The organism is Mycolicibacterium chubuense (assembly GCF_001044255.1).
In the GTDB taxonomy this organism is placed as follows: domain Bacteria; phylum Actinomycetota; class Actinomycetes; order Mycobacteriales; family Mycobacteriaceae; genus Mycobacterium; species Mycobacterium chubuense.
This window is the reverse complement of record NZ_JYNX01000087.1, coordinates 25,485-39,335: the sequence shown is the minus strand read 5'-3', so window position 1 is coordinate 39,335 and position 13,851 is coordinate 25,485. Positions and strand designations below refer to the sequence as shown.

Below are 13,851 nucleotides of genomic sequence, written 5' to 3'. Positions count from 1 at the left end.
GGACCGCGCCACGGTGACGACGATCGCCCCGGGCGGCGCGGCCACCCCGATCGGACTCGCCGGCGGCGCGACCGCGATGACCGCCGACGGCCCCGGCCGGGTGGCGGTGGCCACCCGCGGCGGCTACTTCGTGGTCGACGTCGCGGCGCGCCGGGCCACCCGGGTGGCGGTGGCCGACCATGACGATGTCGACTTCACCGCGATCGCGCGCCGCGGTGACGGCCGGCTGGTGCTCGGCAGCGCCGACGGCACGGTGTACACGCTGTCGTCGGACACCGCGGTCGGCGCGTCCCTGAAGATCTTCGCCCGCGTCGACGGCCTTGTGACCCAGGGCGACACCGCCGTGGTGCTCGACCGTGGGCAGACGTCGGTGACCAGCCTCAACACCGACGGCACCAGCGCCGAGCACGCGCTGCGGGCGGGCGAGGGCGCCACCACGATGGCCGCCGACCCGAACGGCCGGGTGCTGGTCGCCGACACCCGCGGCGGCGAACTCCTGGTCTACGGCGTGGACCCGCTGATGCTGCGGCAGCGCTACCCCGTGCCCGATGCGCCGTACGGCCTGACGGCGTCGGGCGGGAAGAAATCCGGACTCGCCTGGGTTGCGCAGACGGCGACGAACACCGTCGTTGGTTACGATCTGGCGACCGGGATTCCCGTCGAGAAGGTGCGATATCGAACCGTGCAGCAACCCAACACGCTGGCTTTCGACGACACGTCCGGCACCCTGTACGTGGTGTCGGGCACAGGCGGCGGTGTCCAGATGATCCCGGGAGCGGCACAGTGATGAGCGCTTGCGCGAAGAGCAGAGCACAGTGAGTGCGGGTTCGCGTGGGCGGATGCCCGCAGCCTGGAGCAAGGCCGTCGCCGACGATCCGGGCGAGTACGAGTGGGTTCCGCTGCGCCTGCCCCCCGATGTCACCCGCGTCACCGCGTCGGTGCGGCTGTCGATCGAAGCCGAGTATCGCGGCTGGGAGCTGACCCGCGTGCGGCTCTACACCGACGGCAGCCGGCGGGTGCTGCTGCGGCGTAAGAAGCGCGGGGACGCGGCGCAGGGCCCCGACCTGCCGGCGCTGTGATGTACGCGGCGCTGCGGCGCGCGATGTTCCTGGTTCCCCCCGAGCGCATCCACACGGTCGTCTTCGCCGGTCTGCGGGCCGTGACCGCACCGCCCGTGGCGCGAAAAGCCTTGGCGCGCAAACTGTCGCGCTACGACCCGGCGCTGGCGAGCACTGTCTTCGGGGTCCGGTTCCCCGCCCCGCTCGGGTTGGCGGCCGGCTTCGACAAAGACGGCCTGGGCGTGCACACGTGGGGCGCGCTGGGCTTCGGCCACGCCGAGGTCGGAACGGTCACCCCACGTCCGCAGCCGGGCAACCCGGCGCCGCGACTGTTCCGGCTGCCCGACGACCGGGCGCTGCTGAACAGGATGGGCTTCAACAACCACGGCGCGGCGGCGATGGTCCGGACACTGGCCCGCGCGCATCCCGATGTGCCCATCGGCGTGAACATCGGCAAAAACAAGGTGACCCCGCCCGAGCGGGCGGTCGACGACTACGCCGAGGGCGCACGGCTTCTCGGGCCGCTGTGCGCCTACCTGGTGGTCAACGTCAGCTCGCCGAACACGCCGGGGCTGCGCGACCTGCAGTCGGTCGAGTCGCTGCGCCCGATCCTGGCGGCGGTGGTCGCCGCGACGTCCACCCCGGTGCTGGTGAAGATCGCGCCGGACCTCGCCGACGACGACATCGACGAGATCGCCGATCTGGCGGTCGAATTGGGGCTGGCGGGCATCGTCGCCACCAACACCACGATCTCGCGCGCCGGCCTGCGGACCCCCGGCGTCGACGAGATGGGCGCCGGCGGCATCTCCGGCCCGCCCGTGGCGCGCCGCTCGCTGGAGGTGCTGCGCCGGCTGCACCGGCGCGTCGGCAGCTCCCTGGTGCTGATCAGCGTCGGCGGCATCGAGACCGCCGACGACGCATGGGAGCGCATCATCTCGGGCGCGTCACTGCTGCAGGGTTACACCGGCTTCGTCTACGGCGGTGGCCTGTGGGCGAGGTCGGTCAACGACGGGATCGCCCACCGGCTGCACGCCAACGGTTTTCGCAGCCTCGCCGAGGCGGTCGGCTCGGCGGCCGGCTGACTCAGCCCTTGTTCTCGTAAGTGCCGGTGATCAGCGCGCGGGCGATCGCGTGGCTGAACAGGTTGAAGCCCAGATAGGCCGGCGTGGCCTCGGCGGGCACGTCGAGTTTCTCGACGTCGACCGCGTGCACGGCGACGATGTAGCGGTGCGGCCCGTGCCCGGGCGGCGGTGCGGCGCCGATGAACCGCTTGAGACCGGCGTCGTTGGACAGCGTGACGGCGTCACCGGGGAAGCCCTGGCTGCTGCCGTCGCCGACGCCGGCCGGCAGATCGGTGACCGTCGCGGGCAGGTTGAACACCGCCCAGTGCCAGAAGCCGGAGCCGGTGGGCGCGTCGGGGTCGTACACGGTGACGGCGAAGCTGCGGGTCTCCTCGGGGAAGCCCGACCAGCTCAGCTGCGGGGACACGTCGTTGCCGCCCGCGCCCATGATGCCGCTGACCTGGTCGTTGCCCCAGACGGCGCCGTCGGTGAAGGACTGCGAGGTGAGCGTGAAGCTGGGCAGCTCCGGCAGGAAGGAATAGGGATCGTAGTCAAAAGCCATGTGACACAGTCCTTTCGCGATGTGGGTTGTCAGCTGTGCAGGAGGAAGTGCTCGAGTACCTGCGCACCGAAGGTCAGCGCGTCGACGGGTACCCGTTCGTCGACGCCGTGGAACAACGCGGCGAAGTCCAGCTCGGGAGGCAGGCGCAGCGGCGCGAAACCGAAACACCGGATACCCAGCCGGGCGAAGTGCTTGGCGTCGGTGCCGCCGGAGAGCATGTAGGGCACCGTGCGGGCGTCGGGGTCGGCGGCCAGGATCGCCGCGTTCATCGCCTCGAGCAGCTCGCCGTCGAAGGGTGTTTCGTACGAGGGCAGTTCGGTGATCCACTCGCGCGTGACGTCGGGGCCGATGAGTTCGTCGACTTCCCGCTCGAAGTCGGCGAGCCGGCCGGGTAGCACCCGGCAGTCCACCACGGCCTCGGCGGTGCCGGGGATGACGTTGGCCTTGTAGCCGGCCTTGAGCATCGTCGGGTTCGCGGTGTCGCGCAGGGTGGCGCCGACGATCTTGGCGATCGAGCCGAGCTTGGCGACGGCGCCGTCGATGTCGGGTGACGTGGGGTCGAAGCTGTAGCCGGTCTCCTCGGTGACCGCGGCGAGGAACTGCTCGACCGATTCGGTCAGCACGATCGGAAAGCGGTGGCGGCCCAGTTTGGCGACGGCCTCGGCGACGGCGGTGACGGCGTTGTCGTTGTGCACCATGGATCCGTGGCCGGCGTGGCCGCGGGCGGTCAGGCGCATCCACATCATCGCCTTCTCGGCGGTCTCGATGAGGTAGAGCCGGCGGTCGCCGCCGTCGCGGCGCGGCACGGTGAGCGAGAAGCCGCCGACCTCGCCGACCGCCTCGGTGACGCCCTCGAACAGGTCGGGGCGGTTCTCGACGAGCCACTTGCAGCCGTAGTTGCCGCCGGCCTCCTCGTCGGAGACGAAGGCGAACACCAGGTCGCGGGGCGGGACGATGCCGGCCCGCTTGAAGTGCCGGGCGACCGCGATGATCATCCCGACCATGTCCTTCATGTCGACCGCGCCGCGGCCCCACACGTAGCCGTCCTCGACGGCGCCGGAGAACGGGTGCACGCTCCAGTCCGAGGCTTCGGCGGGCACGACGTCGAGGTGGCCGTGCAGCATCAGCGCCCCGCGGGAGGAGTCGGCACCCTTGAGGCGCGCGAACACGTTGCCCCGCCCTGGGGCCCCGGCCTCGATGTATTCGCAGGTGAAGCCAACCTCTTCGAGCTGTTCGGCCACCCACCGGGCGCACTCGGCCTCACCTTTGGTGGTGGCGAGTTCACCGGTGTTGGAGGTGTCGAAGCGGATGAGGGCACTGACGATGTCGACGACCTCGTCGCTGGGAGTCTGGGGACCGCTCACGCTCCCTTTCCTACCACCCGGTCCCGGTTTGGGTCCGAGGCCGCCGATCCGTTAACCTAAGCTGCCTTCGAACTGGTCCGAGTGGCGGAATGGCAGACGCGCTAGCTTGAGGTGCTAGTGCCCTATTAACGGGCGTGGGGGTTCAAGTCCCCCCTCGGACACTTTTTCTTCTTTCTGCGTGTGGCGCCGCCGGACCGGCGCTGTTCGCAGTCGTCGGAACTTGGTGTCGAAGCCCTCCCGTTGAGCTGATTACGCTTTTCGTCGTGGGGATTCTCTCTGTCGATCCTGACGGGCTGTCAGTCCTCGCTCGGGTTTGCGACGAGTCTTCTGAGGACATTGCCTCCGTGATCTCACCCGAGGTCACTGGTGGATCGTGTCAGGCCACCGTCGCAGCGGTCACCAGAATGAATGCGGCCATCGCGTCGGCAAGAAGTGTCCTGGCAGCGCGGCTGATGGAGGTCGCCGACAAAGCGTCCATGGCCGCCGCGAGCTATACCGATCAGGACACTGCTTCCAGCGATCGGCTCAAGGGGCTTTGGTTGTGAGCAGTGCTCTATGACGCCGACTCTGTCTCAGATACAGAACTGGGACGTCGAGCATCTGAGTCAGGCCGGAACGTTCTGGCGGAACACGGCGGAAGTCTGGGACAGCGCCTTTACTCGCGTGCACCGCGAGATACGTTCTCCGCGGCAAACGACGTGGATCGGTGCGGGTGCCGATGCCGCGCTCGTTCGATTGGAAAGAGATCACGCGACAGTTTGTGTGGCCGTCCAGAAGCTGATTGACGCCGCAACCAGCGCAACGGCCTCCGCAGAGAATTTGGCCGCGGCCCAAAAGAGCGTGCTGCTTGCGGTAGGCGAAGCTGAAGCCGAAGGATTTTCAGTTGGCGAGGATCTTTCTGTGACGGCCAGAGACGCCACCGCGATGTTCCCGGCCGAATTCTATGCGCGTACGGCGCAGGCGGAATCGTTCGCGGTTCTCATACAGAAGCGGGTGTTTGCTCTCCTGACGCTCGATGCAGAGACGGGACGCCAAATCTCATCTGCGGCAGAACATTTGAAAGCTGTATTGGCACTGAGAGCTTCCCCGAATTCAGAGGTCGACCGCACTTCGTCTATCCAACTGATCGACAACCGGACGTTCGTCGAAGGTCCGGTGTATCCAGAGCCAGGAATCGAACCTGGCACAGGCGGCCCGGGCCCAATCGCCACTGCTGGGGCGATACGGGAAGCGGTCAAAGACCTCCCTTCAGGGACGCGCAGCAACTATCTTGAAGTGCGCGACCAAGAACAGCTACGGCGCTTCGCCGACTGGGTGACCCGTGGCGCGACGGACTACCAGTCGCCCAACCCTTATCGAGGCGGACAGCCCATGTATCAGCTGCCAGACGGCACAGTCGTATCACAAGGCGCCAGCGTGAAACACGGTCTAACGATGGACATCAAGCTAGCCGACGGGACGAAATTCAAGATTCACGTCAATAGCGCAACTGGAGGAGAGATCAACATGCCTCGAGCAATGGCTGCGGCCCCCGTTCGACCACCACAGGTGCGCGTTCCAGAGCCGTTGTTGCGTCCGGGCTTGCCTCTGGTCGGGCCACCTCAGTTCGTCGACCCGGGAGGGCCGGGCGCACCTCCATCGGTTCTACCCGCAGTACCGCCTCTCATCGACTCCTCGGAACCGTGAGCATCAAAGTAATGCAATGTAAGAGCTGGAGGATCATGCGATGACGAAAGCAGCTGAGAAGGTAAGTCGGGAAATACTGCTGGACGGCCTCGTCGACTGCGTTGATCTGCCCCGAATCCATTGGCTCGTCGAGCAGGAGCTTCCGAACGCGGATGCGACCGAGTTGCAGGCTGTCACAATTTCTGTAATCCGGACGCTTGTAGAGGACGGCTTGGTCGAAACGGGCTACCCGGATAATGGCGAGTTCGTTTCAGAGCCCCTTGAGGATTCACTCGAAGAACTGCAGCGTAGCTACATCGCGCAGTATCACGAGCCGATCGCGTGGTTCGGCCGATTGTGGTTGAACCTCACTGACAAAGGCGTCGCAGCTGCTACAGCAACGCCTGAAGGGCGGCGAGTCGCCGAGCACGAAAAGAAGCGATCAGAATCCTCGCCGAGGACACCCGACAACTGTTGACATGAGACACCTGGGGAAGCAGGTCCCCGAAAGATGAGCTCCGGTCGGCATATTGGGATCGCTTTGACTGTGCACTTCTCGGGGCACCCGCTTCGTTGCTGTCAACATCGCGACTCCGACAGAGGCAAACGTCCGCCACGATCGTTGATGCCACGCGGTCTAAGCGCATGTTTCCGGACGACGGGTCGCAGCGCAGCCACGCTGGATTCTCGCGCGGGTTATCTCAAAGCGCGAACAAGTGACCCACAGTGGGTATGTGTTCCCTGACTGCGGTCAAGCTGCTTCGTTGTCGGGTGGGGCGGGTCCGCTGGGTTCTGCGGGGTCGTCGGCGGTGGTGGGTGGTTCGGCGTCGGTCGACGCTGGCGGCTCAGCCGGTTCGGCGGGCGGGGCGGTTGCCGGTGGTTCGTCGTCGGGTGGGCGCAGCAGCACCTCGGGGCGGTGGTAGGTGTTGACGCGGGTTTGGCCGGTGTCGAGATGCGGCGGTGGGGTCCATTCGACCTCGTGGCGGTTGTTCATTTCGGTGGTCCAGCCGCCGGCGGTGACGCTGCGGTTGTCCGGTGGGCAGGCCAGGCCGAGGTCGTTGATGTTGGTGTTCCCGCCGGCGGCCCAGTCGCTGGTGACGTGATGCGCCTGGGTGCCGTAGGCGCCGACGGTGCAGCACGGTNCCGAGGTCGTTGATGTTGGTGTTCCCGCCGGCGGCCCAGTCGCTGGTGACGTGATGCGCCTGGGTGCCGTAGGCGCCGACGGTGCAGCACGGTTTGGTGCAGCCGCCGTCGCGGGCGATGAGCATGATCCGCTGCGCGGGGGACGCGACCCGTTTCGTGCGGAACAGGTCCAGCGCCGACCCGGTGGCCCGGTCGAACACGGCGAGGTAGTGGTTGGCGTGGCCGGCCATCTTGATGACCTCGGCGATGGGGAGGCGGGTGCCGCCGCCGGTGACGCCGATCCCGGCCCGGGATTCGAGGTCTTGGAGGGTGGTGCGGATGATCACCGATACCGGTAACCCNGAGGCGGGTGCCGCCGCCGGTGACGCCGATCCCGGCCCGGGATTCGAGGTCTTGGAGGGTGGTGCGGATGATCACCGATACCGGTAACCCGTTGAGCTGACCCAACTGTCCGCTCATCAGGGCGATGCGCCCGACGGCGAGCAGGGCGTCGTGTTGGCGTTGGGCCAGGCTGCGGTGATCGTTGTCGATCTGGGCTTGGGTCGGGGTGCCCGAGGTGCACGGCTGCGGGTCGTCGGGGTTGCACATGCCGGGTGCGGCGTACTTGGCGAACAGCACTTCCCACACTGCCCACGCTTCGGGGGTGAGCCGGGCGGCCAGGTCGGTCATCGCGTCGCGGCGCTGCGCGTGTTTGGTCACCCCGCGTTGGCGGGCGCGGTCGTGCTCGTCGGGTGCGGGGCCGTCCTGATCGAGCAGGAACAGCCGCAGATCGGCGGTGTCCTGAAGTTCTTTCGGGCCGACTCCGACGGCGGTGCGCACCAGGTCAACCTCGAACTGGTCGCGGGTGCTGGGGTCGACGAAGCCGGGCAGCTTGGCCAGGGTTTTTCGGATGACCGCGACATGCTCGCCGTTGATGAGGCCCTTGTCCTGCGCGATCGCGGTGGCCGCCAGCGCGGGAGGTAGGGCCGGTCCGGTGATCTGTGGGCGGGGGGCGAGCAGGGCGGCGTCGCGCAACCGGCCGTGGGCTTCGGAGTGCGAGATCCGCCACCGGATCGCCAGCACGTCTTTCCAGTTCTTGGCGCCCATCTGCTGCGGGGTGGTCTCGACCTGCAGCCGGGCCAACAGGCGGTGGCGCACCGCGGGCAGCCGGCACCACACCGTCTCCAGCTCGTCCAAGACGTCGACGAGTTCGGCGCGGGTGGCCAGGTCGGAATCGCAGCCGGCCAGGGTGTCGACCGCGGCCACCACCGTGGCCACCGCCGCTCGCAGATCCGCCGTCGACATGATTCGAACATACATTCGACAACCGACAAAAACGGGACCCGTTGACTTCAATGAAGTCATAGGAAACACTTGATTCCTATGACTGCCGAAGCCACCCCTGCCCCGCGCACCACAACGCCATCGCCGTCGGTGGCCGGACCGTCCTCGACGTGGGCGGTCGACAGCGACCACGACCTCGGCTACTTCGGGCCCGGGTCCATCTCATGGAAGGTGCTGAGCGCACCGGCGGTGCCGCTGATGATCGCTCAGATCACCCACCTTCTCGAGGCTCCCCACGTCGACTTTCAATCGGTACTGCTCGACCACGACCCCCTGTATCCGACCAACCCCAAGAGGCAGCGCAGCTGGCGTGGCGATCCCGCCACGAAGGGCGGTCGGATCACCGACCGGTTGCGCCGCACCGTCGTCGGCCCCCTGCCCATCATCTTCGGCGACCGGCAAGCAGCGCGTCGTTGCGCGGGCCGCCTCACGGCCTACCACCGCCCGATGAGGGGAACCAACACCGACGACGGTCAGCCGTACGCGGCCGTCAACACCGACACCATGCTGTTCGCGGCGGTGACGATCGCCCACGGCGCGCTGATCGCCTACGAACGCTATGCAATCCAGGGCTTCAACCGACCGAGGCGGCTTCCCGATGATCAACGCGATCAGTTCTTCGCCGAGACTGCGGAGCTCGCGGTCTTGATGGGGGTCCCGCGCGAACAGGTGCCCGTGACCGCGCAGCAGGTTGCTGACTACTATCGCGCCCAATCGCACAGGTATCGGACTCGCGAGGGCTACTTTCGCAATCAGTTGCGCACGGCGGCAAGCCAACTCAGATGGACCCCTGCCGACACGGTGGTGACCATGGCCGCCGACATCGTCCTTCTCGCCACCACGTTCCTGGCCTATGGCGCCATACCGCGGCCCTGCCGTCGGCAGCATCACATTCCTGCGGTGGCGGATCCGCTGCTTGCGCTGGTCTACGTCGCCTCGCTTCCGATCTTCGCCCTCTTGCAGATCAGGGCAATCGGCACGACGATCGTGAGCGCCTTCATCGGCGCGGAAAACGCCGACGGGATACGACGGTCTCAGTGGGCCGCATCGGCGCAGATGCGGTAGACGCGACCGCAGGACGCCCGAGGCGACGTCCCCCGTGCATCATTGCGGGGTGAGCAAGACCGTGTGGCGGGGCCAGACCATGGATGACCGATCGGCGGAACGCCGGCAGCAACTCCTGGACGTCTGCCTGGAACTGGTCGGAAGCGGTGGCGCCGCGGTCGTCACGCTGCGCGGTGTGTGCCGAACGGCGAAGCTGAGCCCCCGGTACTTCTACGAGAACTTCTCCAGTCGCGAAGATCTGCTCATTGCGACCTACGACCACGTCGAGGCCGAGCTTTTCGAGCGTCTTGTTCGTGCGGGGCAGGGTCATCGCACCCTGTCGATCAGGACGGTTCTCGAAACGTGCGCGGAGTATTTCGAGGAGGATCCCCGGCGTGCGCGCATCCTGCTGCGGGAACCGATGTCGGATGAGACGCTGCGCGCTCACCAGTCCGGTAAGGCCCCGGTATTCATCGCCTCGGTGATTCCGGCGCTGGAGAGCGCCGACAGGCGCGAGGCGCCCCGCGACGCGCAGGAACTCGGCGTGCTGGCCGCCTCGCTCTCCGGAGCACTGATCTTTCTCTATCTGGAGTGGCTCGACGGACGGCTCGACATCGAACGCGACGCGTTGGCCGACAGCGCCACCCGTCTGGTCACTGCGATCGCGCGTGCGTCGCGGCGCGAACCGTAGTCAGTACACGTCGCGCACGTAGCGCTTGTCCCCCACCAGTTCTCGCTTGTAGGCCCGAGCGGCCTCCTCGTTAATCCCGCCGTGGGTCCGGATGATGGCCGTCAGCGCGTCGTCGACGTCCTTGGCCATCCGGGTGGCGTCCCCGCAGACGTAGAGGTGCGCCCCGTCCTCGAGCCAGCGCCAGACATCGGCGCCGTAGTCCAGCATCTTGTGCTGCACGTACACCCGCTGCGCCTGATCGCGGGAAAACGCCAGATCCAGCCGGTTGAGGAAGCCGTCGTCGACCATGTCGAGCAGATCGTCGCGGTAGTAGAAGTTCTGCGTGCGGTGCCGATCGCCGAAGAACAGCCAGTTGGGTCCGCTGTGCCCCAGCGCCCGGCGCTCCTGCAGGAACGCGCGGAACGGCGCGATGCCGGTCCCCGGCCCGACCATGATCATCGGCGTCCCCGCGTCCTGCGGCGGGCGGAAATGCGGCGAGCGCTGCAGGAACACCGACACCGGCGTCCCGTCGGGGAGATCGGCCAGATACGTCGAGCCGACGCCGCCCCGCGGGCTGCCGTCCGGCCCGCGGTAGCGCACCACCGACACGGTCAGTTGCACCTCGTGCGGGCTGACCAGCGGGCTCGACGAGATCGAGTACTGCCGCGGGGTCAGACGCACCAGCACCTCCTGCCACAGCTCCACGTCCGCGCGCACACCGAACTCCGTCACCAGGTCGATACCGTTCCGGTTCACCAGCCATCTGTCTAGCGCGGCGCGATCCCGGCGCAGACGCCCGACCGCGGGGTCCGGACAGTGCTCGGCGACGAAGCTCACCAGGTTCGACGTCACCTTGCAGATGTCGTAGTGCCCGATCAGCGCCTCCCGCAACGACATCCGGGCACCGTCGACGACCACGTCCTCACTGCCGGTGAAACCTGTTGCTGACAGCCATTTCTCCACGGCGAACGCGGAGTTGTCGACGAACACGCCGAGCGAGTCGCCTGCCGCATACGCGACGTCGTGGGTGCTGAGGTCGAACCCGAGCTGCCGCACCTCCTTGGCCGCGCCGGCCGGAGTCAGCCGAACGTTGCGGCACAGCGGGGCCGAGACCGGGTGCGCCCGGGTGAAGATCGCCGGCGCAGCCGGCGCAGCCGGTATCGGATCGGTGGGCGCCGTGGCCATCACCTCGGCGACCGAGTCCGCCCACCGTGCCATCGGTTCGTCGTCGTAGGCCTCGCAGTCGGCCCGGTCGAGCACGCGAGTCGCCCCCAGGTCGGCGAGCCGGGCGTCCAGCGATTTGGCGTGCCCGCAGAAGTTGTCGTACGAGCGGTCGCCGAGGCCGAGCACCGTGTAGCGCACGCCGTCCAGTGCGGGCGCATCCGGCGAGGCCAGCCGCTCCCAGAACGAGGCACCGTTGTCCGGGGGCCCGCCGTCGCCGAACGTACTGGTGACGATCACGACATCACCGGCGCCGGCCAGGTCGGCGGGGTCGACGTCGTCCATCGCCGACAATCGCCCGGCCGCGAGGCGTCGGCCCAGCGTGGCCGCGAACTCCTCGGCCGTGCCGGTCTGCGAGGCCCACAACACCAGCGGGCCGTCCGTCGCAGGTTCGTCGGGCGCGCGCGAGTACCGGCCGGCCAGCAGGCCCTCCATGTACAGCCGGGTGCGCGCACTCACCGGCGCGTCCGCGGGCAGGACGGGCACGCCGGGACGCCCCTGCTCGATACCGGCGAAAAAGCCCTGCAGATATAGGTTCTCGTGCTCGGTGAGGTGCGGCGCGGTGACCGGCACCGGCCGCAACGCCACAGCGCAGACCTTGAACTCGGGTTGCAGCGAATCGGGATCGACGGCGTCGTTGGTCAGCGCGTTGACGGTCAGGTGCTCGCCGTGCTCGTCGTTCCAGTGGAACGGCACCCACGTGTTACCCGGCCGCACTCGGTCGGTGACCACGGCAGGCAGAACCGCCCGGCCCCGGCGCGACACCACCTCAACGTCGCGCCCGTCGGCGATGTCGAGCGCCGCGGCATCGTCGGGGTGGACCTCGATGAACGGGCCGGGGTTGAGCTTGTTGAGCTTGTCCACCTTTCCTGTCTTGGTCATGGTGTGCCACTGGTGTTGCAGACGACCGGTGTTGAGAACCATCGGGTACTCGTCGTCGGGCAGTTCGGCCGCGTCCATGTGCGGCCGGGGCAGGAACACGGCGCGCCGGGACGGCGTGGCGAACGCCAGCCGCGGCCGACGCCCGTCGGCGTCGGTGTACAGCGTCTGCGAGACACCGTCGTTGAGGTAGCGAATCGGGTTGCGATCGGGTGAGCCGTCCGGACTGGCCTGCGGCGGGCACGGCCACTGCACCGGCGCGCCACGCAGTCGCTCGTAGCTGACGCCGCGCAGGTCGTATCCGGTTCGGGGGTTGGCGAACCTGCGGATCTCGTCGAAGATCTCCTCGCTCGACTTGTAGTCGAAGGCATCGCCGAAACCGAGGTGGCGTGCCACGCCGCAGATCAGCTCCCAGTCAGGTCGCGCATCCCCCGCCGGCGGAAGGGACTGTGCGAGCAGCGTCAGCGTGCGGTCGGAGTTCACCATCACCGCGTCGGCCTCGGCCCACAGCGTGGCGGGCAGCACGATGTCGGCGTAGCGGGTGGTGGCCGTATCGGCGTAGGCGTCCTGGGCGATGACCAACTCGGCGGCGCGCAGAGCCGCCATCACGGTGTCTCGATTCGCCATGCTGGCAATCGGATTGGTGCAGATGATCCACACCGCCTTGATCTCCCCCGCGGCGAGCCGGCGGAACATCTCGACGGTGCCGGGTCCGGCGGCGGCGCGAACCGTACCGGGCTCGACCCCCCACTGCGCTTCGACGAACGCCCGGTCCTCGGCCGAGAACACCGCCCGCTGCCCCGGGAGACCCGGCCCCATGTAGCCCATCTCCCGTCCGCCCATCGCGTTGGGCTGCCCGGTCAGTGACATCGGTCCGCTGCCGGGCCGGCAGATCGCTCCGGTGGCCAGGTGCAGGTTGCAGATCGCGTTGGTGTTCCAGGTGCCGTGGGTGCTCTGGTTGAGCCCCATCGTCCACAGGGTCATCCACTCCCCTGCATCGGCGATCATCGTGGCGGCGGTGCGGATGTCGGCTTCGGCGAGTCCGGTGATCGCGGCGACCCGGTCGGGTGGATAGTCGGCCAGGAACGGCGGCATCGCCTCCCAGCCCTCGGTGTGTTCGGCGATGAACTGCTCGTCGACGGCGCCGTTCTCGACGAGCAGATGCAGGATGCCGTTGAGCAGCGCGAGATCGGTGCCGGGCCGGATCTGCAGGTAGAGGTCGGCCTTCTCGGCGGTGGTGGTGCGGCGGGGGTCGACGACGATCAGCCTCGCCCCGGCCTTGAGTCGGTCGGCCATCCGCAGGAACAGGATCGGATGGCAGTCGGCCATGTTGGAACCGATGACGAAGAACAGGTCGGTGCAGTCGAAGTCGGTGTAGGACCCCGGTGGTCCGTCGGCGCCGAGGGACTGCTTGTACCCGGTGCCGGCACTGGCCATGCACAGCCGCGAGTTGGATTCCAGGTGCAGGGTCCGCAGGAAGCCTTTAGCGAGTTTGGTTGCCAGGTATTGCGATTCGATCGACATCTGCCCCGACACGTACAGGGCCACCGCGTCCGGTCCGTGTTCGTCGACGATGGCACGCAGCCGTCGGCCCGCCTCGGCGAGTGCATCGTCGACGTCGGCGGCCACCGGGTCGGCGTCGCGGGACGGTCGCAGCAGCGCCGTCGTCAACCGGCCGTCGGTGGCGGCCATCATCTCCGCGTGCGTCGCACCCTTGGTGCACAGCCGTCCCGCGTTGGTGGGGTGCAACTTGTCCCCGGCGACCCTGGCGATCACCGGTGCCCCCGTCGCGGGGTCGGTGCGGGTCTCCACGGAGATCCCGCACCCCACCCCGCAATACGAGCAGGCGGTCCGGATCATG

The 13,851-nt window shown here is 67.9% G+C and carries 12 protein-coding genes, 1 tRNA gene and 2 pseudogenes; 9 read left to right on the top strand and 6 right to left on the bottom strand.

Annotated elements, in window-relative coordinates; all coding sequences use genetic code 11:
* The 3 genes from MCHUDSM44219_RS26690 to MCHUDSM44219_RS26680 all read left to right on the top strand — a co-directional run.
* A partial coding sequence (locus MCHUDSM44219_RS26690; protein WP_048421299.1) for a YncE family protein occupies window positions 1-787 on the top strand: 787 nt, incomplete at its 5' end.
* Between the two features lie 52 nt (window positions 788-839).
* Window positions 840-1,079 (top strand): DUF5703 family protein, encoded by a 240-nt coding sequence (locus tag MCHUDSM44219_RS26685; protein ID WP_082162417.1) that lies wholly within the window; start codon window positions 840-842, stop codon window positions 1,077-1,079.
* Window positions 1,079-2,140 (top strand): quinone-dependent dihydroorotate dehydrogenase, encoded by a 1,062-nt coding sequence (locus tag MCHUDSM44219_RS26680; RefSeq protein ID WP_048421293.1) that lies wholly within the window; start codon window positions 1,079-1,081, stop codon window positions 2,138-2,140. Before MCHUDSM44219_RS26685 ends, MCHUDSM44219_RS26680 begins: the two co-directional genes overlap by 1 nt.
* Before the next feature lies 1 nt (window position 2,141).
* On the opposite strand, the gene MCHUDSM44219_RS26675 is transcribed toward MCHUDSM44219_RS26680, so the two are convergent.
* Both MCHUDSM44219_RS26675 and MCHUDSM44219_RS26670 read right to left on the bottom strand, forming a co-directional pair.
* Complete coding sequence (locus MCHUDSM44219_RS26675; protein ID WP_048421292.1) at window positions 2,142-2,681, bottom strand: YbhB/YbcL family Raf kinase inhibitor-like protein; 540 nt, start codon at window positions 2,679-2,681, stop codon at window positions 2,142-2,144.
* 29 nt (window positions 2,682-2,710) lie between these two features.
* Window positions 2,711-4,045 (bottom strand): M20/M25/M40 family metallo-hydrolase, encoded by a 1,335-nt coding sequence (locus MCHUDSM44219_RS26670; RefSeq protein ID WP_048421291.1) that lies wholly within the window; start codon window positions 4,043-4,045, stop codon window positions 2,711-2,713.
* Window positions 4,046-4,120: 75 nt separating this feature from the next.
* On the opposite strand from MCHUDSM44219_RS26670, the gene MCHUDSM44219_RS26665 reads away from it, so the two are divergent.
* The 4 genes from MCHUDSM44219_RS26665 to MCHUDSM44219_RS29855 all read left to right on the top strand — a co-directional run bounded on the left by MCHUDSM44219_RS26665 (window position 4,121) and on the right by MCHUDSM44219_RS29855 (window position 6,188).
* Window positions 4,121-4,206: transfer RNA gene (locus MCHUDSM44219_RS26665), tRNA-Leu, on the top strand.
* A gap of 102 nt (window positions 4,207-4,308) precedes the next feature.
* Window positions 4,309-4,590 (top strand): type VII secretion target, encoded by a 282-nt coding sequence (locus tag MCHUDSM44219_RS26660; RefSeq protein WP_048421290.1) that lies wholly within the window; start codon window positions 4,309-4,311, stop codon window positions 4,588-4,590.
* A 10-nt stretch (window positions 4,591-4,600) separates the two neighbouring features.
* Window positions 4,601-5,731, top strand: a complete 1,131-nt coding sequence (locus MCHUDSM44219_RS29860; protein ID WP_131722355.1) for a hypothetical protein — start codon at window positions 4,601-4,603, stop codon at window positions 5,729-5,731.
* A 40-nt stretch (window positions 5,732-5,771) separates the two neighbouring features.
* A complete protein-coding gene (locus MCHUDSM44219_RS29855) occupies window positions 5,772-6,188 on the top strand; it encodes a hypothetical protein (RefSeq protein WP_131722354.1) in 417 nt (138 codons plus the stop codon).
* A 273-nt stretch (window positions 6,189-6,461) separates the two neighbouring features.
* On the opposite strand, the pseudogene MCHUDSM44219_RS31440 reads toward MCHUDSM44219_RS29855, so the two are convergent.
* The 3 genes and pseudogenes from MCHUDSM44219_RS31440 to MCHUDSM44219_RS31430 all read right to left on the bottom strand — a co-directional run.
* Window positions 6,462-6,852: pseudogene (locus MCHUDSM44219_RS31440) on the bottom strand (HNH endonuclease signature motif containing protein); the annotation flags it as partial.
* Window position 6,853: 1 nt separating this feature from the next.
* The coding region (locus MCHUDSM44219_RS31435) for a DUF222 domain-containing protein (RefSeq protein ID WP_413783655.1) at window positions 6,854-7,179 on the bottom strand (326 nt) is incomplete at its 3' end.
* 16 nt (window positions 7,180-7,195) lie between these two features.
* Window positions 7,196-8,152: pseudogene (locus MCHUDSM44219_RS31430) on the bottom strand (DUF222 domain-containing protein); the annotation flags it as partial.
* Window positions 8,153-8,374: 222 nt separating this feature from the next.
* Between MCHUDSM44219_RS31430 and MCHUDSM44219_RS26650 the strand changes: the two are divergent.
* Window positions 8,375-9,241, top strand: a complete 867-nt coding sequence (locus MCHUDSM44219_RS26650) for an oxygenase MpaB family protein (protein WP_236695593.1) — start codon at window positions 8,375-8,377, stop codon at window positions 9,239-9,241.
* Between the two features lie 49 nt (window positions 9,242-9,290).
* Entirely contained in the window at window positions 9,291-9,911 is a 621-nt protein-coding gene (locus MCHUDSM44219_RS26645) for a TetR/AcrR family transcriptional regulator (RefSeq protein ID WP_236695590.1), read from the top strand.
* Here the strand turns inward: MCHUDSM44219_RS26645 and MCHUDSM44219_RS26640 are convergent, their stop codons facing one another.
* Window positions 9,912-13,850 carry a bifunctional nitrate reductase/sulfite reductase flavoprotein subunit alpha gene (locus MCHUDSM44219_RS26640; RefSeq protein ID WP_048421287.1) on the bottom strand — a complete coding sequence of 1,313 codons (3,939 nt, stop codon included), beginning with the start codon at window positions 13,848-13,850 and terminating at the stop codon, window positions 9,912-9,914. It abuts the gene before it with no gap.
* Window position 13,851 lies beyond the last annotated feature (1 nt).